Annotated in this window: 20 protein-coding genes; 13 read left to right on the forward strand and 7 right to left on the reverse strand. The window is 66.2% G+C overall.

Going from position 1 to position 22,840, the window contains the following annotated elements:
- The first annotated feature begins 42 nt into the window (after positions 1-42).
- Positions 43-978: a DNA cytosine methyltransferase gene (locus tag ACOGW9_RS10195; protein ID WP_419910873.1), complete on the forward strand. Its 936-nt coding sequence runs from the start codon at positions 43-45 to the stop codon at positions 976-978.
- 35 nt (positions 979-1,013) lie between these two features.
- Here the strand turns inward: ACOGW9_RS10195 and ACOGW9_RS10200 are convergent, their stop codons facing one another.
- The 6 genes from ACOGW9_RS10200 to ACOGW9_RS10225 form a co-directional block, all read right to left on the reverse strand.
- Positions 1,014-2,078, reverse strand: a complete 1,065-nt coding sequence (locus ACOGW9_RS10200; protein WP_419910875.1) for an HNH endonuclease — start codon at positions 2,076-2,078, stop codon at positions 1,014-1,016.
- Positions 2,079-2,419: 341 nt separating this feature from the next.
- Entirely contained in the window at positions 2,420-3,571 is a 1,152-nt protein-coding gene (locus ACOGW9_RS10205; protein WP_419910877.1) for a DNA methyltransferase, read from the reverse strand.
- A gap of 2 nt (positions 3,572-3,573) precedes the next feature.
- Positions 3,574-4,917, reverse strand: a complete 1,344-nt coding sequence (locus ACOGW9_RS10210) for a hypothetical protein (RefSeq protein ID WP_419910878.1) — start codon at positions 4,915-4,917, stop codon at positions 3,574-3,576.
- 2 nt (positions 4,918-4,919) lie between these two features.
- Positions 4,920-6,998, reverse strand: a complete 2,079-nt coding sequence (locus ACOGW9_RS10215; RefSeq protein WP_419910880.1) for a helicase HerA domain-containing protein — start codon at positions 6,996-6,998, stop codon at positions 4,920-4,922.
- A 360-nt stretch (positions 6,999-7,358) separates the two neighbouring features.
- Positions 7,359-9,185, reverse strand: coding sequence for a phosphoenolpyruvate carboxykinase (GTP) (locus tag ACOGW9_RS10220; protein ID WP_419911300.1), 1,827 nt, complete (start codon positions 9,183-9,185; stop codon positions 7,359-7,361).
- Between the two features lie 49 nt (positions 9,186-9,234).
- A complete protein-coding gene (locus ACOGW9_RS10225; RefSeq protein ID WP_419910882.1) occupies positions 9,235-9,480 on the reverse strand; it encodes a hypothetical protein in 246 nt (81 codons plus the stop codon).
- A gap of 103 nt (positions 9,481-9,583) precedes the next feature.
- Here ACOGW9_RS10225 and ACOGW9_RS10230 point away from each other — a divergent pair, with 103 nt between their 5' ends.
- Positions 9,584-11,392, forward strand: a complete 1,809-nt coding sequence (locus tag ACOGW9_RS10230) for a DAK2 domain-containing protein (RefSeq protein ID WP_419910884.1) — start codon at positions 9,584-9,586, stop codon at positions 11,390-11,392.
- 50 nt (positions 11,393-11,442) lie between these two features.
- A complete protein-coding gene (gene recG, locus ACOGW9_RS10235) occupies positions 11,443-13,593 on the forward strand; it encodes an ATP-dependent DNA helicase RecG (RefSeq protein WP_419910886.1) in 2,151 nt (716 codons plus the stop codon).
- On the opposite strand, the gene rsmD is transcribed toward recG, so the two are convergent.
- Positions 13,590-14,168 carry a 16S rRNA (guanine(966)-N(2))-methyltransferase RsmD gene (gene rsmD / locus ACOGW9_RS10240; RefSeq protein ID WP_419910888.1) on the reverse strand — a complete coding sequence of 193 codons (579 nt, stop codon included), beginning with the start codon at positions 14,166-14,168 and terminating at the stop codon, positions 13,590-13,592. The genes recG and rsmD overlap by 4 nt on opposite strands.
- A gap of 87 nt (positions 14,169-14,255) precedes the next feature.
- Between rsmD and ACOGW9_RS10245 the strand changes: the two genes are divergently transcribed.
- The 10 genes from ACOGW9_RS10245 (at position 14,256) to ACOGW9_RS10290 (ending at position 22,839) form a co-directional block, all read left to right on the forward strand.
- Positions 14,256-14,456 (forward strand): hypothetical protein, encoded by a 201-nt coding sequence (locus ACOGW9_RS10245; protein ID WP_419910890.1) that lies wholly within the window; start codon positions 14,256-14,258, stop codon positions 14,454-14,456.
- Positions 14,457-14,533: 77 nt separating this feature from the next.
- Positions 14,534-15,019, forward strand: a complete 486-nt coding sequence (gene coaD, locus ACOGW9_RS10250) for a pantetheine-phosphate adenylyltransferase (protein WP_419910892.1) — start codon at positions 14,534-14,536, stop codon at positions 15,017-15,019.
- A complete protein-coding gene (locus ACOGW9_RS10255) occupies positions 15,016-15,762 on the forward strand; it encodes a hypothetical protein (RefSeq protein WP_419910894.1) in 747 nt (248 codons plus the stop codon). Before coaD ends, ACOGW9_RS10255 begins: the two co-directional genes overlap by 4 nt.
- A complete protein-coding gene (locus tag ACOGW9_RS10260) occupies positions 15,759-16,319 on the forward strand; it encodes a YceD family protein (protein ID WP_419910896.1) in 561 nt (186 codons plus the stop codon). Before ACOGW9_RS10255 ends, ACOGW9_RS10260 begins: the two co-directional genes overlap by 4 nt.
- A 45-nt stretch (positions 16,320-16,364) precedes the next feature.
- The gene (rpmF, locus tag ACOGW9_RS10265; protein ID WP_419910898.1) at positions 16,365-16,568 is read left to right on the forward strand and encodes a 50S ribosomal protein L32; all 204 of its coding nucleotides are present in this window, start codon (positions 16,365-16,367) and stop codon (positions 16,566-16,568) included.
- Between the two features lie 49 nt (positions 16,569-16,617).
- Complete coding sequence (gene plsX / locus ACOGW9_RS10270) at positions 16,618-17,595, forward strand: phosphate acyltransferase PlsX (protein WP_419910900.1); 978 nt, start codon at positions 16,618-16,620, stop codon at positions 17,593-17,595.
- Between the two features lie 124 nt (positions 17,596-17,719).
- Positions 17,720-18,010 (forward strand): acyl carrier protein, encoded by a 291-nt coding sequence (locus ACOGW9_RS10275; RefSeq protein ID WP_419910902.1) that lies wholly within the window; start codon positions 17,720-17,722, stop codon positions 18,008-18,010.
- A 1-nt stretch (position 18,011) separates the two neighbouring features.
- On the forward strand, positions 18,012-18,779 hold the full coding sequence (gene rnc, locus ACOGW9_RS10280; RefSeq protein ID WP_419910904.1) for a ribonuclease III: 768 nt from the start codon (positions 18,012-18,014) through the stop codon (positions 18,777-18,779).
- Positions 18,772-19,602 carry a DNA-formamidopyrimidine glycosylase family protein gene (locus ACOGW9_RS10285; RefSeq protein ID WP_419910906.1) on the forward strand — a complete coding sequence of 277 codons (831 nt, stop codon included), beginning with the start codon at positions 18,772-18,774 and terminating at the stop codon, positions 19,600-19,602. Before rnc ends, ACOGW9_RS10285 begins: the two co-directional genes overlap by 8 nt.
- An 87-nt stretch (positions 19,603-19,689) precedes the next feature.
- Positions 19,690-22,839 (forward strand): chromosome segregation SMC family protein, encoded by a 3,150-nt coding sequence (locus ACOGW9_RS10290; RefSeq protein WP_419910908.1) that lies wholly within the window; start codon positions 19,690-19,692, stop codon positions 22,837-22,839.
- Position 22,840: the final 1 nt, after the last annotated feature.

Raw genomic sequence — 22,840 nt, forward strand, 5'->3', positions numbered from 1 at the left:
ATCCACCTTGATGTCACACCTTCGGTCTACCGTTCGTTCATCATGCTTCTGGACGATCACGCCCCTGCAACGAGACCTCGCGTCGCCAGCTTCTTTGCTGGTATCGGAGGCTTCGATCTCGGGTTTGAGCGCGCCGGCCTGGAGACAGTGTGGCAATGCGAGATCAATGACTTCTGTCTGGACATCTTGGAACAGCACTGGCCGCATGTAGAACGTGTACGAGACATTCGTGAAGTGGAGTCACATGAAATACCAAGCGCCGATATTTGGGTCGGCGGATTCCCGTGTCAAGACGTCAGTCTCGCCCGAATGGGGCCACGAGCAGGACTCGCCGGAAGCCAATCCGGCCTCTTCTATGCATTTGCTGAACTCATTGAGTCTTGTCGCCCCGAAACTATCCTCATCGAAAACGTTGCGGCTCTCCTCTCTTCCAACAAAGGAAGAGATTTTGGAATCGTCATACGGACGTTGGCCGAACTCGGGTATGGTCTCGCATGGCGAGTTATTGACAGTCGACACTTCGGCATCCCCCAGTCACGCTCTCGAGTCTTCATTGTCGGATATCTTGGAGGAGCCGCCAGTGCCGGAGCGGTATTATTTGAGCCCGAATGCGGCGACCGGGATTCTGAGACGCGCCGATCGAATGGGCAGAAATCTGTTTCCCCCTTTAAGATCTGCGTTGGAGACTCTCGCGTCGGATACGTAAAGAAGCTCGCTCATTGCTTATATGCCGAATCTGCTAGACACACTGGTACTGACTGGTCGCGCAACTACGTTTCGTATCCGCACGGCGCTGTGAGACGACTGACACCGCTTGAGACCGAGCGTTTGCAAGGATTTCCGGATGATTGGACAGTTCCAAAGCGAAGGCGCGATGAACTAGAAGCGCTCGATAGCGCTAGATACCACGCCTGTGGGAATGCGGTATCTGTGCCAGTGGCCGAATGGCTTGGCCGAAGACTACTACAAGTTCTCTAATAGAGCTTGAGGCGAGCGCGGAAGCCTTCAACAGCCTATTCGAGATTCGATAGGTCGATATCTTCGTAGAGCCTTCGGAGATACGCTGGATTCGGCCGCGATGTGCGTAATGTTGGTAGCCGCGAAGACGGGATCTCACCTACGGCCTCGCTGAGGCGTGCGCGTTCGGATTCCCCGTACTCTTCTATCAGCGCGGTGGTGTCCACGAAGTATCTTCCTCCTTCGTAGTGCACCGTGAGCAGCACCTGGTCGAAAGCCCAGTGATGGAACTTGCACAAGCACAGGCCATTTGACAGATCGTCGAGGTCGTACTCGCTCCACGCAAGGATATGGGCAGCGTCCACGCCGGAGGCGGCGTTCGTTTGACTCGGAAAGCGGAGCCCGCAGAATGCGCATGTATGCCGCCAAGCTGTGCGAACTGCGTGCGAGAATTGGGAACCGCTTGAACCACGGCCGCTACTAACTCGCATAATGCTTGCAGTACGTATGCGCATCGGGATGTCATCCGCGGCGAGCTGTGCAAGTTCCAGCTCCGTGGCAGGCGCGATGGCGTCAACCTCGGGTGATTCATAGACTGTTTCAAACAAGGCGTCAATCGGCTCTGCATGGTTGGTTCCGGCGACGCTGTCAAGCCATTGGAAGATTGCACTTGTCGATCGCCAGCTTGCGGGGTCAGCGGGGCCACTGCGCAGAGCTTCATCATGTTGTATCAGTAGATTCCGGATTTCACGTCCGTGCTCTCCGAATTCGTCATCCATGGCCATGGCATGTAGCGTGAGAACTGAATTCCACCGGGCATCAAAGCCTAAGTGCTGAATTCCACTCTGATTCCTGATGGAGACATAGTTTGGCTTCGCGACGATTCTCTCGCTTGTCTCATCAAGTTCGACCTGCGGGCTGAATCCCACTTTGTCCAGCAAGTAACCTCTCTGCTGAAGTACCGGAAAGCGGTCGGCGGTGTTTAGGAAGTCTCTAATCGGCCTCAAGAGAAGTAGCGACGCCATCTGCCTACCGACTTGCGGAGTAGAGGCGTTCGGATCGACCTTCCTAAATCGTGCCTTGCCGCTGCGGGCCGGCTTGATGTGCAAGTCGCTGGACATGACGGAGCCATCCGGCAATCGCCAATCGAGCTTCCAACCGTCGAGTTCAGAAGCCCGAACTCCTTGATGGTGTCCTACTAGCTCGTATTCCCCTCGACCCCCGGATGTTCTGAATCCAATGTGCATGGCGATGTAGCTTCCTCGCAGATCGCTTAGCAAGCCTTGCGTCCAGTCATTGCACTTGTAGCTGGGCCGGCAACACTTGACAAGCGAGCGAGACGGTAGTTGCTGTGGGCCGGTCGCGTGACCGTTTTGCTCTTCGTATACGCTTGCCGCCAGCAGCTCGGACACGGCCGTTAGGCACCGTTCGGCCTCGGCATTAGCCCGCTCGTCGGCCCTAGCTAGGCCGCTGCCACGCCCCGATGAGCTGCGACCGTCGCCGTTGTGGGGCGCACGAGCAGGTCGATCTCGCCGGGCTTGTCTGCCCGGTCGCCGTAGAGCGATGTCTGGGTGGGGCGACTGAATGGGGCCGGGCTCACTTCGACTTCTCGTTCGCCGGCAATGTCGCTCAGGATCGGGAGCACGACGTCGAGCGTGCGTTCGCGGGCGTCACAGCGCACCAGCCAGGCCGCATCAGGGTGCGCTCTGGCTGCGGTGGCAGCGAATACTCGCTCCAGCATGGTGCGGTACTTGGCCAAGCCGACGTGCTTATGCCGAGTGTCCCACTTCGGCAGAGCAGGGCCCTCCCCGATCGCCCACAGCCTCAACCAGCTGTCGACCCCGTAGTCGGTGACGCCGCTGTATGGGGGAGATGTCACTACCAGCCGCGCTGGGGCGGGCGGCTCGACAAGGTCGGTGGCGGAATCGCCGAGGGTGACGGTCACGCCGCGGCTGTGAGATCTCTCGGGAATTCCTTTGCGATAACGCCAGTCGACTCTGGCGTTGAGGAAGCTGATCGGGTCGACCTCGGGCGGAGTCTCGTAGCCATTCTCGTTCCACCAACGCACGCAGTATTCCGGCGCCATCGCTCGGCAATGCCGCATTTGGTTCGACAATCCCTGCGGCACCTTGCTGTGCAAGTACTGGAGGATCAATGCGGCCACGGTGCGATCGGTAGTGCCGTCGCGCCACCGAAGCTCGCGGCGGGCGGCGTTGAGGAATCCCAGCACCTTCGGGCAGAACGCCAGCTGCTGGAACTGCGACTCGGGCTCGCGGTCTTTGGGTTTGGCAGCCTTGGCAATGTCACCGATGCGATCCTTCACTGCATCTGGGTCCGACGCCGGAGCTGTCTTGGTGGCGGCGTACACCCAGGCGACGGGGTTGATCTCGCATGCGACCGCGTCCCTGCCTGCGACCATTGCCGCATAGGGTGCCGTGCCTCGCCCGCAGAACGGGTCCAAGACCACGTCTCCGGGTTCGGTGAAGCGATCAACGGCATCCTGAGCGAAACGGATCGGGAACATCGCGTAGTAGGGGCCCAGTCGGGCCCACCGGGCTTCAGGGGTTGCGAAACCGGTGCCGCAATCAGGAGTCGGGTTCGTCAGGGCGTCCATCATCAGTCCGCGAAGATGGACTTCAAGATCTCTGTGCCGCGATGCAGCGGCACGGCTGCGTGCAGATGCGCTCGAGCCAGCGGCGCGAAGCCGTCTTTGTAGAGGTGAGTGCCTAGCTCGTCGATTAAGTCGAGAGCGTCGCCAACACGCGGGTAGGCGCCCTCGTCCACACATGCCGGGTCCGCTCCCTGGGCGTTGACGATCGGCAGTGTCAACGCTGCGTGCTGACCGCTTCGCGACTTGTACATCAGATGCCGCCCGTAGTAGGTGTCCTGCCCGTGGGGTTTGGCGTCCGGTGGCCGCAGCGCGATGTGCCGGTGGACGTAATCGACATCAGGGGCAAGGACTGTGCCCGGCTGCAGCCGGCCGCGCTCGCCTCCGGCCGCGGACCAGTCGATGTCCTCGAGGTGGTCCATGAACAAGCCGTGCTTCTCGACTCCCAACAGCAGTAGTCCCGATCCGCCTGCGTCCAAAGACAGTTTGTGCAGCCGGGCCAGTTCGTCCTGGATGTGCGCCTTGACCCACGCTGCCATGCCGAAGATCGCCAGCGGACCGTCCATGACGAATCCGATGCCGTCGAGCACGTCGAACCGGTCGTGCTTCTCGAACCAGCGGATCAAATTGACCATCGCGAGGTGCTCCACGACGATCCTCACCATCGTGAACGCTTGCTCGCTGCTGCCGTAATCCTCGAACCTTTCGTGACAGCGCAGGGCGTCCGACGGGTACACCGTCTCGCCGCACGCAGCGCAGTTCGACGTCTCAGCCTGCGGCGTCACATGCTGATCGCACGAGTCGCCGGGGCATTGGATTGGCGTTGCCCGGTTGTTCGTTATGGATTGCAGCGTCTCCAGTAGCGTCTCGTGGTCGCCTGAGAGCGTCGCCCCGCTGATCTCGCGGTGGACGACTTGGCGGAAGAACCTCTTGGGAGTGTCCGCGTCGGCAGACATGCCGATGACGTTGCGACCAGGCAGCACCGCGCTGAGCGTGTCGCAATTCTCGAGATCCCTGACGGCGGCAGGGCTCGGGATCCGATCATCGGCGCTGCGCCCTAGCTGGCTGAGTTCGCGCAGTTTGGCCAATGCGATTACGACCGCGGCGATGTTCAACAGCGCAGCTTCGGCTCCAGGATGGCCGTTCTCGACTCTCGATGTCACCGTCGAGCCGTCTATCGCGATGAGCTGCTTCACCCGCGCGGACCCGCGGCTCGGTTCGATGGTGGCTGGCAGGACATGGGCGACCGCGGAGGCTGACTTCCTGATCTCCCCGTCGAAGTCGCGCACCGCAGGGTTGTCGAGCAGTCGAGCCAGCGTGTGACCCGTCGCAAACTCACCGTCGTAAGGCACCTCTAGGAATCGTCCCCGGCGGTCGGCGCGTCGAAAACGTCGATCTGTACCGGCACGGTAAACCGGCTCGAGCGCGTTCGCATCTTGACGTAGCCCGGTTCGTTGACGTTGATGATTCCGTCTGTGAAATCGGAGAAGTCGTTGAACTTAGCGAGCTGACGGGTCTCGTCGGTGTTGTTGAGATGGGTGATGAACCAGTTCTCGGTGTTCTTGAGGATGTTGGCGTGCACGGAGGACGGCTCCTGGGTCGAGTACACGATGCCGATGTTGAACTTCGCCCCCTCTTTCGCGGACCTCACCCAGACGCTCCTCATGTCATTGCTGTCGTGTGGCAGCAGCGTGTGGGCCTCCTCGACGTAAACCAATACCGCTGGAGGCTTGGACAGCTCCCCGGAACCATCTAGCGGCTCGGGATGGATAAACGCGTGCTGCTGCGCCCGGAAGATGGCGCCCATCACATCGCGAGCTGCCGTTTCGTTCATTTGCGGGTCACCGGTCGACTGATCCACGATCACAAGCCGGCCAGCCTGGAGATGCCCCACAATCTCGTCGGTGTAGTTCGATCCTGCTCTCGGATCGTGCCATTCGCGGGCGGACCGCAGCACGTTCAAGCCTCGCGTGTTGGTGAAGATCTTGAGCAGGTCCAGCAACCGGGTGTCGGACCACTTCTTTCCGCCGGCGCTCTCGTAGTCGCGGTCGAATTTCCTGAACTCGTTGGTGTCCACGAACTCTGCGAACGCCGCCGCGAAGTCGGCGGCCTGCGACCAGGAGCCAACCGCGAGCTGCGACTCGTCGACAAAGCGACTCGTGGCGCCGACCCGGCTCATCGCCGCTCTGAGATCAGCGTTGAATAGCCCTGACGTCTCCGGGCCGTAGCCCGGTGACGCGTAGCCGGCGGCGGCCAGAATCGCTCGGTAGAACAGCAGAGCCCTGCGGTACCGCTTCCAATCGCCCGTTTCGGCGTGGCTCGGTGGCGGCACCATGTCCTGGCTCACGAACGGCTTGATGTATCCGGCGGTTTCGCCCGCCAGGAATTCATCCAAAATCCGCTTGCCCTGAGTCAGGCTGCCCAACGCCTCGCTGGCGTCGTAATCGCCCGACAGGTGGGCGGGTTCGCGGTCCCCGAAGAAGTTGAACTTGGTGATATTCCGGTTCTCATCGTGCGGGTGAGGGTGCAACCCGTAGGTCACCACATCGTTGGGCCTTGCCCACTCGTGGTTGCCCAAGTTGCGCAAGCAGCCCTGGTCCTGCGGGTTGGCATTGGCGTACTCGCCGTCGGGGTCAAAGATGATTTGCCCGACCCGAGCGCCGTCCGCGGGCTCGCGCAACTCGAACACGGCCCGCGCGATGATTTTGACAGTGTTCGACTTGCCGGTACGGGTCATCCCAAAGAGGGCCGTGCGCTGAGCCACGAAATCCTCAGCCGCGATGTTCACCTTGGCCGAATCTGCAGGCGTCGCCGTTGCGTAGCGAACGTGTCCGATCTTGGTGATCTGGCCGTCGTTCTCGGCCCGGCTCGCACTGTTCACGATCTGCTCTAGGTCCTCCCCGGTCGGCTTGTACACCTTGAGGCCTCGCCCGCTGTAGAAGTTGTCCACATCGCTGCTGAACTGCCACGGGGCATCTGAGCCCTGCGGTGGCTGATACGAGCCGAGGATCCTGCACCGCACTCCCGAGTACCTCATCAGGTTCAGAGTGAACAGATCCGTCACTTTGCTGTCGTCCCAGTTCTCGGAGCTGTCCGCCACCCGCTGAGCCGCGTCGAAACGGGCCTGCCGCATCGACATGTCATTTGGCAGTGGAGCGTTCGACACCACCCGCAGCAGCAAGCGGGCCGCTCCAGGGTCGGGGCGGTCGTCTTCGTCGAGCCTGACTGCGACGAGCAGACATCCCTGCTGCACGCCACCGACGGCCTGTTTGGCGCTGTCGTGCAGCAGGAAATCGGCGCTCGTGTAGTCGATCTGGATGACATCGCCGACCAAACGCCCAGAGTCAACGAAGGCCTGCTTCTCCAAGTCGTGATCGGCAACGATCCCTGTAAGTGCGTCACCCAGTCCGCCCGGAACGTTGCTATCGCTCATGTGCACCTCTCTGGTCCGGGTCGGAGCGGCATCGTGTTTATCACCGCCAGACGGCGGCAAAGCCGCCGTCTCGAGACTGACACGTCGCCGAGAGCTCTTTGAGATCGAGCTTCTTGGCGACAAGGGTTGCTCAATTGTCGAGCGGGCACTCGTCCACTGCTCCCCGGTTTGGACAACAGCCGAAGTGGCGATCACAGCTCTCGAACCGTCATCAGATGCCGGCAGCAGCTCGAATACCACTGGCGCGAGCCCTCCGCTTTGTGCGAGTTCTTCAGCCATGGATTCCGCCATCCGGGCCGTGTTCTTGGCCAGCTGGCCGCCCGTGACGTTCCGCTCTCGCAGCGGGCGCCGTGCAGCGGATCAGAAGCCGAGCCGCTGCTCGAGCCGGTCGAGCTCCTTGCGCATCTCGGGCGGCAGACGCTCACCCAGCGCTCCGTAGTGCGCCTCGATCATGTCGATCTCAGCCCGCCAGTCGTCCTCGTCGACCCCGAGCAGCGTCTCGATCTCGGCGTCGGTGAGGTCGAGCCCGCTGGTGTCGAGCGCCTCGGGCGGGGGCACCAGGCCGATCGCCGTCGGCACGGCCTCACCGTGGCCGGCGATCCGCTCGAGCACCCACTTCAGCACCCGGGCGTTGTCGCCGAAACCCGGCCAGATGAACCTGCCGTCGTCGTCCTTGCGGAACCAATTGACGTAATAGAGCTTTGGCAGCTGGGTGCCCGGCTTCGCGCCGATATCCAGCCAGTGCTGGAAGTAGTCGCCGAAGTTGTACCCGCAGAACGGCAGCATCGCGAACGGGTCGCGCCGCACTTCGCCCACCGCCCCGGCCGCTGCAGCAGTCTTCTCCGAGGACATCTGCGAGCCCAGGAACACGCCGTGCTCCCAGTCGAAGGCCTCGACCACCAGGGGCACCGTGGTGGCGCGCCGTCCGCCGAAGAGGATCGCGGAGATCGGCACGCCGGCGGGGTCCTCCCACTCGGGCGCAATCGAGGGGCATTGTCCGGCGGGAGCCGTGAAGCGGGCATTGGGATGCGCAGCGGGCGTCCCGTCGGATGCCGACCATTCGTTGCCGCGCCAGTCGATGATGCCTTCGGGGGGCTCCGGCGTGAGACCTTCCCACCAGACGTCGCCGTCGGGGGTCTGCGCCACGTTGGTGAACATGCAGTTGCCCCACATGGTGCCGAGCGCGTTCGGATTGGTGTCGTCGCCGGTGCCGGGCGCGACACCGAAGATGCCGGCCTCGGGATTGATGGCGTGCAGGCGACCGTCGTCGCCGAACTTCATCCAGGCGATGTCGTCGCCGATGGTGCGTACCTTCCAGCCCGGCAGCGTCGGGATCATCATCGCCATGTTGGTCTTGCCGCAGGCAGAGGGGAACGCCGCCGCGACGTAGATCGTCTCGCCGTCGGGAGGCGTCACGCCCACGATCAGCATGTGCTCGGCCAGCCAGCCCTCGTCGCGGGCCATCGTGGAGGCGATCCGCAGAGCGAAGCACTTCTTGCCCAGCAGGGCATTGCCGCCGTAGCCGGATCCGTACGACCAGATCTCGCGCGTCTCGGGGAAGTGCACGATGTACTTGCGGTCGGCGTCGCAGGGCCATGGCACATCTGCCTGACCCGACTCCAGCGGGGCGCCGAGCGAGTGGATGCACGGCACGAAGTCACCATCGCCGAGCACATCGAGCGCCGGTTGGCCCATGCGAGTCATGATCCGCATGGAGGCGGCGACGTAGGGCGAGTCGGTGAGCTGCACACCGATGTGGGCGATGTGGCTGCCCAGCGGCCCCATCGAGAAGGGCACGACGTACATGGTCCTGCCGCGCATCGAGCCCTCGAAGAGCTTCAGCAGCTCCTCGCGCATTTCGTCGGGATGGCGCCAGTTGTTGTTGGGGCCCGCGTCGATCTCGTTCTCGCTGCAGATAAAGGTGCGGTCCTCGACCCGTGCGACGTCGGCAGGGTCCGACCGGGCGAGGAAGCTGTTGGGGCGGGTGCGGGAGTCGAGCTCGATGAGCGTCCCGGACTCGACCATCTTGCTGCAGAGCCGGTCGTACTCGGCTTCGGTGCCGTCGCACCAGTGGACGGCATCGGGTCGCAGCACGCCGGCCCAATGATCGACCCAATCGATCAAATGGCGGTTGTCAGTCGCAGGCAAGTTGTCCTCCGGGTCCGAGTCTCGTACTCGCTCGTGCATCGAGTCGTAGAACTCGCTCTTCGACCGGTGCGGCCGCACCGGCCTCAGATCACGCTGTCTCCCCCCCGGCGGTGATCCAGTCGGGTGTTCCCAGGTCCACCTCTGACCCCAGACGGAGCCGCGTGGCGAGCCCCCGCTCGTCAAGGTCGAAGATCACTCGCTGGCCCTGCCTCACCATCCGGAAGATGGAGCCTTCCAAGGCATTCGGTGCCAACTCGTGCTCGGCGCGCGTGACGTCGTCGGTGACGACACCGACTCTCGATGCAGGGTCATATGACTTGATGACGCCTTGCATGTGCGCCTCCCGTGGCTGGGAAATCGCGAGCCCGCCGAGGCGGGCTGCGCGACCTACCGAAAGCTAGCAACCGACGGCGGCGCGCGTTGTAGCTTCGGCAGCTATGGGCGACGGCGACCCACGCACCGCAGCCGGTCCGCTGACCACCCTCGATTCGGATGCGCTGGCCGAGGCCATTCGCACCTACCGAACTGCGCTGGATCAGCACCGCGTGACCATCGATCGGCTGAATGTGTACCCGGTGCCCGATGGCGACACCGGCACCAACATGGCCTTGACGCTGGCTGCGGTCAGCGAGGAACTCCTGCGTGCCGGAGCTGGGCGGGCTGACATCTGCCGGGCCATCTCCCACGGCGCGCTCATGGGCGCGCGGGGCAACAGCGGCGTCATCGTGAGCCAGCTCCTGCGTGGGATGGCGGCCACGCTGGCCCCGAGTGACGAACAGCCCGAGGCGGAGCCGCCGATCGACGCCGAATTGCTTGCTCGAGGACTGATGGCCGCGAGCACGGCGGCGGACGGCGCAGTTATGCGGCCGGTGGAGGGCACCATCCTGAGCGTTGCGCGCGCTTCGGCGCAGGCGGCCGAGCGCGCGCTGGTCACGCTGGCGGGCGACGAGGACAGGGCGCTGGCCGCTGTGCTCGAAAGCGCCAAGCAAGCGGGGCAGACGGCGTTGGAGGCGACGCCGCAGCAGCTGCCCGTGCTGGCCGACGCCGGCGTGGTGGACGCGGGCGCAGCGGGATACCTGCTGCTGCTCGACGCCCTGCTGAGCGTCGTGGATGGACGCCCGCTGCCCGATGCCGTGGACCTGCCTGCTGAGGTGGAGGCGGTGATCGCCCACGGGAACGCTGGTGCGAGCCTGCAGGGCGTCGCCGTGGACCCGGTCGCGGAGCAACGCGCCGAGTTGCACAGCCACCTCGACGGCGGCGGCCACGACGTGCACGATCCCTCCGGCACCCGCTACGAGGTGATGTTCCTGCTCTCGGCGCCCGACGAGAACATCGACGACTTCAAGGTGGCCTGGGACTCGCTCGGCGACTCGATCGTGATGGTGGGCGGGGACGGGCTGTGGAACTGCCACATCCACACCGACGACATCGGCCCCGTCATCGAGGCGGGCATCGACGCCGGACGGCCGCATCGCATCCAGATCACCGATCTCCACGAGCAGGTCGCCGGCCTCGGTGGGCACGGCGCGCACGGCGGGCACGGTGCGCACGCAGGCCGCGACGCAGCAGAGCCCGAGCAGCGGCCGCTGGTGGGGTGTGCGGTGGTTGCGGTCTCGCCCGCGGCGGGGCTCGACGAGCTGTTCGCCTCGCTGGGCTGCCACGAACTCGTCACCGGCGGGCAGACGATGAATCCCTCGACGGCCGAGTTGCTCGCAGCCATCGAGGCTGCGCCCTCCGAGCAGGTCGTGGTGCTGCCCAACAACTCCAACATCGTGCCGGTGGCGCGCCAGGCGGGCGAGCACGCCGGCAAGACCGTCACGGTGGTAGCCACAACCTCGGTGCCCGCGGGCCTCGCAGCCCTGATCGGGTACGACCCCGACGCGAGCGCCGACGCCAACGCCGCCTCGATGGGTGACGCTGCCGATGCGGTGTCGGCGGGCGAAGTGACCCAGGCAGTGCGCGACACGACTGGGGCGGCGGGACAGGTCGCCGCCGGGCAGTGGATCGGTCTCGACGGCGGGGGCATCTCGGCTGCGGGCGACACCGCAGCCGCGGCGGCCGTCGGGCTGCTCGAAGCCATGCTCACCCCGGCCCACGAGATCCTCACGCTGATCGAGGGAGCAGGCGCCCAGTCGGCCGAGACCGCCGAAGTGATGGCATGGCTCGCCGAGCACTGGCCCGACGTCGAAGTCGAGCGTCACGTCGGCGGCCAGGACCACTACCCGTACCTCTTCGGCATCGAATGAGTCCACCCCAACCCAGCCAGCCCGCTGTGGGCCGGTCCCCGGGGGCAACTGTGAAGGACCCGCTGACGCTGCGGGAACTCGACGCGATCGGCGTTGATCGGCTCAACGGCGTCGGCCGCCAGCGCCGCAAAGCCCTCGCCGATGTCGGTGTCGAGACCGTGTTCGACCTGCTCACCTACTACCCCCGGCGCTACGTCGACCGCACGGCCCAGGCTCCGATCAGCGAGACCGAGATCGGGTCGGAGATCACCGTGGTGGCTGATGTGCACGCCGTGTCCAGCCGCCGCCTGCGCGGCGGCCGGCGACTGGTGAACGTCGAGGTGGCCGATGCCACCGGCGTGCTGAGCGCCGTGTTCTTCAACCAGCCGTGGCGTGAGCGCCAGCTCGCCGAGGGGCGGACAGTGGCGCTGTTCGGCAAGGTGGAGAATTACCGGGGCCGCAAGCAGATGACCAACCCGGTGGTCGACGTGCTGGGCGGCGGCTCGGCGGGGGACCGCACCGGCAGGATCGTGGCGATCTACCCGCAGTCTGAGAACGCCGGCATCGTGACGTGGGACGTTGCGAACTGGATCGGCGAAGCGCAGCGGCGCTGTGCAGCCCGTGGTATTGCCGATCCGGTGCCGGAGTGGCTGCGTGGCCGGCTGGGGCTCGCCGGACGGGCCCAGGCGCTGGCCGACATCCACGAGCCGGCGTCGATGCCCGACCAGTGGGCCGCCCGCAACCGGCTGGTGTTCGATGAGCTGCTGCGGGTGCAGCTGATGCTGCGAAGCCAGCGCTTGGCGCGCGAGGCCCGCGAACTCGGCATCGCGCACGAGCCTTCCGGCAGCCTCATCGAGGCATTTCACCGGCGCCTCCCGTACACGCTGACAGATGCGCAGCGGCGTGCCATGGCCGACATCGACGCCGATCTGAGCACCCTGCGACCGATGCACCGGCTACTGCAGGGCGATGTCGGCTCGGGCAAGACGCTGGTGGCGCTGCATGCGCTGCTGGCGGCCGTCCAGAACGACCACCAGGGCGCGCTCATGGCGCCGACCGAGGTGCTCGCCGAGCAGCACTACATCGCGCTGCGCGCCTTGCTCGACGGGTTCGAAGTGCCCGACGAGGCGCGGCTCGGCGGTCGCAGGCCCTTGCGTCTGCGCCTGCTCAGCGGATCGAGTTCGGCGACGCAGCGCCGCGAGGTGCTCCTGGAGATTGCCACGGGCGCTGCGGACATCGTCGTCGGCACGCACGCCCTGCTCGAGGAGTCGGTGAGGTTCGGCTCGCTCAGCGTGGTCGTGGTGGACGAGCAGCATCGATTCGGCGTGTCCCAGCGTGCGCGGCTGCGCGAGAGCGGGCGCGACGACCGCCGGATACCGCACCTGCTGGTGATGACCGCAACGCCGATTCCCCGCACGGCGGCCATGACCGTGTACGGCGATCTGGATGTCTCGGTGCTCGACGAGCTGCCGCCGGGCCGCACGCCGATCGTCACGCAGTGGGCGCAAGGCCCACTGGCGGCTGAAGCGATGTGGATCGAGGTGCGCGCCGAGATCGAAGCGGGGCGTCAGGCATACGTGGTGTGCCCGCTGATTGCCGAGAGCGAGAGCCTCGATGCCCGCTCGGCCACCCAGATGCACGCAGAGCTGGCGGCCGGCTCGCTCGCGGGCCTGCGGGTCGGTCTGTTGCACGGACGCCTGCCGCCGGCAGAAAAGGAAGCCACGATGACCAGGTTCCGGGAGGGCGATCTCGACGCTCTGGTCGCGACGACGGTCATCGAGGTCGGGATCGACGTGCCCAATGCCACGGTCATGGTGGTGCTGTCGGCCGACCGTTTCGGCATCGCACAGCTGCACCAGTTGCGGGGCCGGGTGGGTCGGGGCAGCCATGCGTCGACCTGCTATCTCGTCAGCGACGAGGATCCGACACCGATCGCGGTCGAGCGGCTGAGCGCGCTGGCTTCGACGAACGACGGATTCGAGCTGGCAGAGCGCGACCTCGAGCTGCGCGGCGAGGGCACGCTGTTCGACGAACGCCAGTCGGGCCGCAGCGATCTCAAGCTGGCCTCGCTGGCCCGTGATCTGACGTGGGTGCAGGAGGCGCGCGATGCCGCTGCCGAGCTCATCGGGTCCGACGGCGCCCTAGACGACCATCCAGGGTTGGCCGACGAGATCGACTGGTTCGCCAGCCGACGCGACTCCGACTACCTGCAGCGCAGCTAATCGCCCTGGGCGGCTGGATCGCGATGCGACGCAGTGGCGATCGTGTCCGGGCGTAACAGGATGGTGATGACCGGTGTGCCGTACTGGCGCACCCTCCACGTGTCCCACGGGTGATCGGGGCCGGGTTCGATCTCGCGGTCCGACTCGCACACGAGCACGGCGGCGTCCAGCGTTCGCAACAGCTCAGCCCAGCGGTCGAAGCCGTAGGGCGGATCCGCGAAGGCCAGATCCACCGTGTCGGAGTGCGCCGCCAGGTACGACTCGATGTCGCTGCGCACGACGGCGGCTCGGCCGGCGAGCCCGAGTCCGGCCAGGTTCGCGTTGATGATGCGGCAGGCAGCGGGGTCGGAGTCGATGAATGCGGCGTGTGCCGCCCCCCGTGACAGCGCCTCGATGCCCAGAGCACCCGTGCCGGCAAACAGGTCTGTCACGGTGACGCCGTCGAGGTCCATGACACTGACGAGCATGTTGAAGATGGCTTCGCGGGCCCGGTCGGATGTCGGCCGGGTGGAATCTGAACCCGGCTCGGGCGCCACGAGGCGGCGGCCGCCCAACGCCCCGCCGACGACACGCATGGCATCACCGTAGGCCGGAGGCCTACGGGTGTGACAGCAGGTCGGAGGCCTACGGGTGTGACAGCAGGCGGGTGCGACACTGAGGGTGTGGACAATGTCGACGATGTGGCAGTGCCGGCAGAGATCATGTGCGTCGACTGCGGCGGGCGCTGCGGCCTGCTGAGCGTGCCCGAGCCCGACTGGGGCTTCCAGCCAGGGGACGTCGTCGCATACCGCTGCGCCGATTGCGGCGACCGCTGGGACCTCATCGTGCCCGACACCGAGATGGGGGGCTCGGCGGGCGATTGAGGGTCCCTCGATTCGGGACTGCAGCGCGGTACCTTCGCCGGACACGGCTCGATCCGGAGGAACCGTTCTCGGTGGTCATGGCGATGTATCCAGGCTCGTTCGATCCTGTGCATAACGGTCATCTCGATGTCATCTCGGCAGCCTCGCGGCTGTTTGACTCCGTGGTCGTCGCGGCGATGCGCAACCCGGCCAAGTCCACGCCGTTGTTCTCAGACGATGAGCGCGTCACGATGATCTCCGAGGCCGCCAGTCACCTCGACAATGTGTCGGTGGTGCAGTTCGGAGAACTCGTCGTCGACCTCGCCGACCGGCTCGGCGCCGATGTCATCGTGAAGGGCCTGCGCAACCAGAGCGACTTCGAGTCTGAGCTGCGCATGGCGCACATGAACCACTCCGTTTCGGGCGTGGAGACGGTCTTCGTGCCGCCTCGCACCGAGCACCTCTTCATCGCGTCCAACTACATCCGCGAGATCACCAAGTTCGGCGGCGACTGCTCCCACCTGGTCCCGCCCCCGGTAGCCGAACGGCTCCGGCAACGAGCAGCGCAGGAGGCTGCCTCGTGAGCACGTCGGAGGGGGGCGTCGACGCCCCGCCGCAGCCATATGCGCATCCGGGCGTCGCGCCTGAGGAGCCCTCATTGGACTCCCACGGCGCTCCCACCGAGGAAACGGCCGCGTCACCGGAGTCGCGCCATCCCGGCACCTTGGCGCCGCGGCGCCCGTCGGTCACCGCTGAGCAGTTCGTCCGTGAAGCCATGGGGATCATCGACGCAGCGAGGCCGATGCCGCTCTCGACCTCGGTCATGATCAATCGCGACGAGGTGATGACACTGCTCGAGTCGGCGCTGGCGGCGGTGCCCGACGAAACGCGCCAAGCCCGCTGGCTGCTGCGCGAGCGCGACGAGGTGCTGGCCCAGGCGCGTGTCGACGCCAACCTGGTCATCGACGAGGCCCGCAGACGCGTGGCGCAGATGGTGCAGCGCACCGAGGTCGTGCGCAGCGCGGAGCGACGCGCTCGCCAGCTGCTCGACGATGCACAGATCCAGTCGCGCCGCCGCCGCCACGAAGTCGACGAGTACTGCGAGCGGCAGCTCGCGCAGTTCGCCAGCGCAGTCGACCAGATCCAGATCGCCGTTCAGGCGGCGCGGCGCAAGCTCGGCAAGCGGGTCGCGACGCCGATTGCGCCGGCGGCGCCGGGCACATCGCCCGCCGTCACTGCAGAAGCTGAGAACGACACCGGCGACCTGCAGTCGGCCCGCAGCGGCCCCGACACCGTCCCGGTGGTGTTCGACCAGGATCAGGCGTGAATCGCAGGGACCCTGAGCGGTCCCTGTCCGTGCCCCTGAGACTGCTCGAACGCGGCCCGATCACGTGGTCAGCGACGGTACCGGCAGCTGACCTCGCAGAAGCCGACGATGGCGATCGCCTCCGCATCGCAGACGTGGAGGTGCCCAGCGACAGTGAGGTCGACGTGGAGCTGACCCTGGAGCTCATCAGCGGCGGATTGAGCGCCGCAGGCCACATCACTGCGGGGTGGCGGGGACCATGTGCCCGTTGCTGGATACCGCTGGATGGCCAAGCATGTGCCAACGTCCGCGAGGTGTTTGCTGCTACGCCACGCGAAGGCGAGCAGTACCGGCTTCACCCTGAACACGCCGATCTCGCACCCATGGTGCGTGAGGCGATCCTGCTGGAGTTGCCGATCGAGGCCATCGCGTGCCCGTATCCCGATCCGTGCCCCAACCACCCGCCAGATCTCGATCAGGCAACCGATGAACACGCGCACGACGACCCGGCCGAACAGCCAGACCCGCGCTGGGCACCGCTGGAGGCTCTGCGCCGGGGCCAGGCGGAGTCGCCATGAGGGCCTGCAGGCGAGTCAGCTTCGGGGCACTGATGGATAGGCTGCATGGTCCGCTCGAGGAGTCCAGCCGTGGCAGTCCCCAAGAAAAAGACGTCCAAGAGCAAGACGCGTTCGCGTCGTGCAGCTGCATGGCGTCTCAACGAGGCGCCGCGAAGCGTGTGCCCACGCTGTGGCGCCGCGAAGCTGCCTCACCGGGTGTGCGGACAGTGCGGCTGGTACGGCGGTCGGCAAGCCCTCGATATCGCCTGAGCCAGAATCGTGTGAGATCGTCCCAGATGGCGAAGACGGGCCCGGGTTCATGACGCAGCCGGTGGCCGTCGACGCCATGGGAGGCGACGATGCGCCAGAAGCCGTTGTGCAGGGCGCTCTCGATGCAACCGCCGACGGACTCGAGGTCGTTCTCGTCGGGCGTCGTGACGCCATCGTGGCCGCCGGCGGCGGATCGCTCGACATCATCGATGCATCCGAGGTCATCGAGATGTCCGAGGAGCCCAGCCGTGCCGTCCGGACCAAGAAGGACTCTTCGATAGCGCGTGCTGTCACTGCTGTGCGTGACGGCGAGGCCTCGGCGGTGGTGAGCGCAGGTAACACCGGCGCGGTGGCGGCGGCTGCCTTGCTTCGCCTGCGGCGGCTGTCCGGGGTGGCCCGACCGGCGATCGCCACGGCATTCCCCGTGCCCGGCGACGGGACGGCGCGCGTGCTGCTCGACTCGGGCGCTATGGCCGACTGCAGCGCCCAGTGGCTGCATCAGTTCGCCCGTCTCGGCTCGGCCTACAGCCGCATCCGCTTCGGTGTGGCGGCGCCCAGTGTCGGCTTGCTCTCGATCGGCGAGGAGCCCGAAAAGGGCAACCTGCTCGTCAAGGAGACCCACAAGCTGCTGGCGGCCGACGATGAGATCGATTTCTATGGCAACGTCGAAGGCGGCGACCTCCTCGACGGCCCCGTTGATGTCGTGGTCACCGACGGGTTCACCGGCAACGTGCTGCTGAAGTCGCTGGAAGGCACGGCGTCGTTCTTCGTGCGTCTGATTCTCGAGCGTCTCGCCGAGGGCGGGGAGGCGGGTGCGGACGCACTTCGGCTGCTCGCACCGCTGGCCGAGGAGATGAGCGCCGACAACGTCGGGGGAGCGATGCTGCTGGGCGTGCGGGGCGTCTGCGTCATTGCTCACGGCTCGTCGAGCCCCCGAGCCATCACCAGCGCAATCAGAGTGGCACACCGCATGGTCGAGGCCGACTTGCTGGGCGAGCTGGCGGCGGTCAGCCTTCCAGCATCCTGAAGGCTGACGGTAGGCTCACCCGCGCATCCGCAGCACGGATGCGCAAGATCCATCCGTCGTCCCACAGCGGTGCCGCCTACCGCGGTACCGCAGCGCCCGAACGCCGAAGACGGCAGGAGTTCTCATGCCCGCTGAAACCCATGTGCGTCAGAATCCCCCCGAACGCGGCGAAGTCTTCGACCTCATCTGCAACCAGCTCGCCGACATCTTGGAGTTGGAGCCGTCTCAGGTGGCCGAGTCGTCGTCCTTCGTCGACGATCTCGGCGCCGACTCGCTGGCGCTGATCGAGCTGGTGGAGGCGCTCGAGGAAGAGCTCTCGGACCGCACGGTGGGCTTTCGGATCGAGGACGAGGATCTCGAAGATCTCAAGACAGTGCGCGACGCCATCGACTATGTGATGGAACGCGTCGGCTGACGTGGAGACAGCCGCCGCTGAACGCGCCGAGCTCCGCGGCCTCGAGGAGCGGGTCGGACATCGATTCGCCGATCCCGCACTGCTGATTGAGGCGCTCTCCCATCGAAGCTGGTGCAACGAGCACAACAGCTCGGCCTCGAACGACGACGTCGCTGTGTCCAACGAACGCCTGGAATTCCTGGGCGATGCCGTGCTCGGGCTCTGCGTCAGCGAGCATGCCACTGTCCACTGGCCCGATCTCGGCCCTGGCGACCTCAGCGCGGTGCGGTCGGCGGTGGTGAGCGCCGCGGCCTTGGCCGCTGCGGCTCGCGAGTGCGACCTGGGGTCAGCCCTGCTGCTGGGCCGGGGCGAGGCGGCGACCGGTGGAGCTGACCGGGAATCGATCCTTGCCGATGCGTTGGAAGCGGTGCTGGCCGCGGTGTATCTCGACGGGGGCATCGACGCGGTCCGCGACGTTGTCGGGCGCTTGCTGGGATCGCGCATCGCTGCTGCGGCTGCCGCGCCCGGTGCTCGTGAGGCGAAGAACCGGTTCCAGGAATTGGTCGCTCGGCGATTCGGCGCCGAGCCCACCTACGTCGTGGTGGGTTCGGGACCTGCGCACCTGCGGAACTTCGTGGCCGAGGCCCGTGTGGGCGACGAGGTCTGGGGCCGCGGCGAGGGTGCCACGAAGCGAGCCGCGGAGCGCCACGCGGCGGCAGCCGCGTGCGTGCGGTTTGCCCAGGATTGCAGTGACCGATCGACCGTTGCGAAGGAGCCCACCCATGGCTGAACTGCCTGAGCTCGAGATTGCCAAGCGCGATCTGGACAAGGAGATCTCGAACCGCAAGTTCAAGTCAGTCCACGTTCCCGGCACCAAGCGGGCACTGCCGGCGATGCGCTCCAAGCAGCAGTTCGCCGACCTGCTTGTGGGCAAGAAGATCAACTCGGTTTCCCGGGAGGGTTCGCTGATTCACTTCGTGCTCGACTCCGACGAGATCATGGTCGCGCGCCTCGGCGAAACCGGTTCGTTCCGGCGGGCGACTTCGAGAACCCCGGTTGAGCCCGAGACCAAGGTGATCATGACGTTCACCAAAGGAGGGCAGCTTCGCCTGCTCGACTCGGGTGATGAGGCAACCTTGCGAGTCCTCACCTGGGCTCGTTACCAGAAGCTCTATCCGGACCGGGACGAACTCGGATTCGATCCGGTCGACATGCCGATGCCTTGGACAGACTTTGCGCTCATGCTGCGAGGCCGTACCGAGACCGTGCGAGATCTCTTGCTCGATCCCACGTTCGTGGTGGGCATCGGGCCGATGTACTCCGATGAGGTGCTGCACGCGGCGCGATTGGGACATGCGCGGGTCGCCAGTGCGCTGAACACCCAGGAAGTCCGGCGGCTCTACCGAGCCATCGTTGAGACCGTTCACAACTCGATCAAGTATCGGGGTGCCTCAGTCGGCGGGCACCTCGACATCTTCGGCAAGGCAGGTGGCTTCGATACCTACCTCGAGGTATACGGGCGCGCGGGCGAGCGGTGCCGCAACGGCAGAGGTGATGTGCTCACCGCCGTGATCCGGGGCGTGACCCACCACTACTGCGACTATCAGGTGTAGGCCACGCGTAACCCTCCCCGCCCGCAGCCCGAGTCTTTGCCAAACTCGACGCGCTGGCCCCTGCCCCGATTGATCTGAACTAGCCCTGTGTTCCTCCGCTCCCTGACGCTGTCCGGCTTCAAGTCGTTCGCCGAATCCACCACGCTGACGTTCGAGCCGGGCGTCACTGTGGTGGTCGGCCCTAATGGCAGCGGCAAGTCCAACGTCGTGGACGCGATCGCTTGGGTGCTGGGCGCTCAGGGGCCGCGCGCACTGCGGGGCCAGCGGATGGACGACGTGGTCTTTGCCGGCACCGATCGCCGTGTCGCCTTGGGCCGGGCACAGGTCACCCTGGTCATCGACAACGAATCGCAGACACTGCCGACACAGACCGCCGAAGTGGCGATCACCCGCACGCTCTACCGCTCCGGCGAGTCGGAGTACGCGCTCAACGGCACGCCCTGCCGCCTGCTCGATCTGCAGGAGCTCCTTAACGACGCCGGTGTCGGTCGGCAGCAGCACATCATCGTGGCCCAGGGCCAGATCACCGGCGTGCTCGCAGCCCAGCCGTCAGAACGTCGCGCGCTCATCGAGGAGGCCGCCGGGGTCCTGAAGTTCCGTCGGCGCAAGGAGCGGGCGGAGCGCCGGCTCGAGAGCACCGAGGCAAACGTGACGCGCCTGGCAGATCTGCAACGCGAGCTGCGCCGCCAACTCCGACCGCTCGAGCGTCAGGCAGAAGCCGCACGCCGCCACGCCGAGATCAGTTCAGAGCTGGCAAACCTTCAGCTCTACAACGCGGGTCAGGAGCTGGCGGGCTACCAGCAGGCACAGGCTGCTGCAAATGCGCGGCGCGCCGAGCTGCAAGGGGAGCAGGCCAGCACCGCGGCCTCGCTTGCCGAGGCCGGCGCCGCGATCGAGGCTGCGCAGGCGCAGCTCGCCGAGTTGACCAGCGAGCCGACGGATCAGCTCCCACGCGTGGCGTCGCTGTCCGAACGGGCTCGTGGCCTCATTGGTCAGACCTACGAACGGATGCGCTCGGTCGAACTCGAACGGAACGCCGAGCTCGACTCCGATGTCGTTGCGACGCTCACCGACGAGCACACCCGGCTGTCCGCGGAGATCGCTGAGCTGGATGCCGCAGCCGAGGTGCCGTCGGGCGACGGGCCGCCTGCAGGCCGCGCCGGGTCGGGAGCAGGTCCTGGAGGGGATGCCGACGAGGCTGCGCTCGAAGAGGCCAGCGCGGTTGCGTCGGAGGCCCAAGCGCGCCTCGATGGCGCAGCAGCAGCCGTGACGCAGGCCGATGAACGCAAGCAATCCGTGGTCGAGGACCTGCAGCGCTGGATCGGTCGGTCCGAAGCGTTGAGCTCCGCAATCGGCTCAGCTCGAGACGACTCCGTCACCAAAGCACTCGATGGCGTTTCCGGCGTGTTGGGCCCTCTGGGCGATCTCGCCGTTGTCGAGAAGGGCTTCGAGGCGGCGACCGAGGCCGCGGCGGACGGGGCATTGAGCGCTGTCGTCGTGAGCGATGACACCGCTGCCTCCGAAGCGCTTGGCGCGCTCGACGCTGCAGGGCTGGCCGGATCGGTGATCTCGCTCAGCGCCGTGGGCGAACCCAGCGAGCCAGTTGTGCCCGCGGGCGCAGCGCCACCGAGCACCGGAGACGAACTTGTACGGCCGCACGTCGGAGTCGCTCCCGACGCGCCGGAGGACTGCCACGACCGCATCACGGCGCTGCTGGACGCAGTGATCGGTCACGCGGTGTGCGTGCAAGGTGGCTGGTCTGCTGCATACGAGCGGGCCCGCGCAGATCACCATGGCGTCTTCGTCACACCAAGCGGGGATCGATTCGGGCCCCGCGGCTGGCGAATCGGCGGCACCGGAGCCGCGGCGGCCGAAGCCGCACGCCAGGAGGCGCAGGGACGCATCGCTGAGCTGAAGGACCGGCATCGATCGGCAGCCGCCGCACTCGACGCGGCGCGACAAGCGCACCGAGCGGCGCTCGATACCCAGCGCAACGCACGGCGAGCCGTCGAATCGCTGCGGCAACGAGTCGCTGCCGCGTCCGCCAGGCAGGCCGCGCAGGTCCAGGCACTCGAAGCCGGTGCAGCCGCCCAGCAGCAGCGCCGGACCGCCCTTGAGCATCGGCTTCGCGCGATCGCTCAGCGTCTCGCGGGCCATGAGTCGTCCCGTGCCGCTGCGTCCGCACGGCTGGCGCGAGCCGAGCACATCGTCTCGGCGCTGGATCGGCTCGCGCTGCTGCTCTCTGAGCGGCGTCACCGTCTCGATGCCGAAGCCAGGCGCTTGCGAGCACGCCACGAGGCCCGGACCGAGCTGGTGCACCAACTCTCCGATCGACTTGACGCATTGCGGCACGAGAGCGATTCCGTATCGGCCCGTCAGGAGCGCCTTCGCACTGAGCTTGCGGCGCTGGACGTGACCGAAGCTGAACGCAGGACCAAGCGCGACGTGCTGGTCAACACCCTGCGAGTGGAATTCGACGCCGAGCCGGAAACGGCACTCGGAGCGCTGCCGCCGCCGCTGCCCGATGGCGCCAGCGCCAAGGCCCACGAGCGATCGCTGCGTGCCGATCTCAACCGGCTCGGGCCGACCAACCCGCTCGCACTGTCCGAGTACGAAGCAGCATCCGAGCGCCACGAGTTTGTGGCGTCCCAGCTGGCCGACGTGCGCAGCAGCAGGCGCGAGCTGGGCAAGGTGATCCGAGCGATCGACGCCGAGATCGTGGCGACATTCGCGGAGGCCTTCGAGGACGTCGCGCGGAACTTCGAGGAGCTGTTCGGCACGCTGTTCCCCGGCGGGACCGGCAAGCTCTCGCTGACCGATCCCGACGAATTGCTCACCTGCGGCGTCGAGCTGGACGTGCGACCGGCCGGCAAGCGCGTCGGACGCCTATCGCTGCTCTCGGGCGGCGAGCGCTCGCTGGTGGCGCTGACCTATCTCTTCGCGGTATTCCGCAGCCGCCCCTCGCCCTTCTATGTCCTCGACGAAGTCGAAGCAGCGCTCGACGATGTGAACCTGCAGCGCTTCCTGGATCTTGTGGCCGAATTCCGGCGCGAGTCGCAGCTGGTCATCGTGAGTCATCAGCGTCGCACGATGGAGTCGGCCGACGTGCTCTACGGCGTGTCGATGCCGCCGGGAGGATCCAGCGTGGTCGTGTCCGAACGGCCGTCGGCCGCCGCAGCGCTCATTGCCGCGGACGGCCCGCTAGCAGCCAGCGAGCCTGTCACGGCACCTCGGTAGC

It is taken from the genome of Candidatus Poriferisodalis sp., assembly GCF_965203655.1.
GTDB lineage: Bacteria > Actinomycetota > Acidimicrobiia > Acidimicrobiales > Poriferisodalaceae > Poriferisodalis.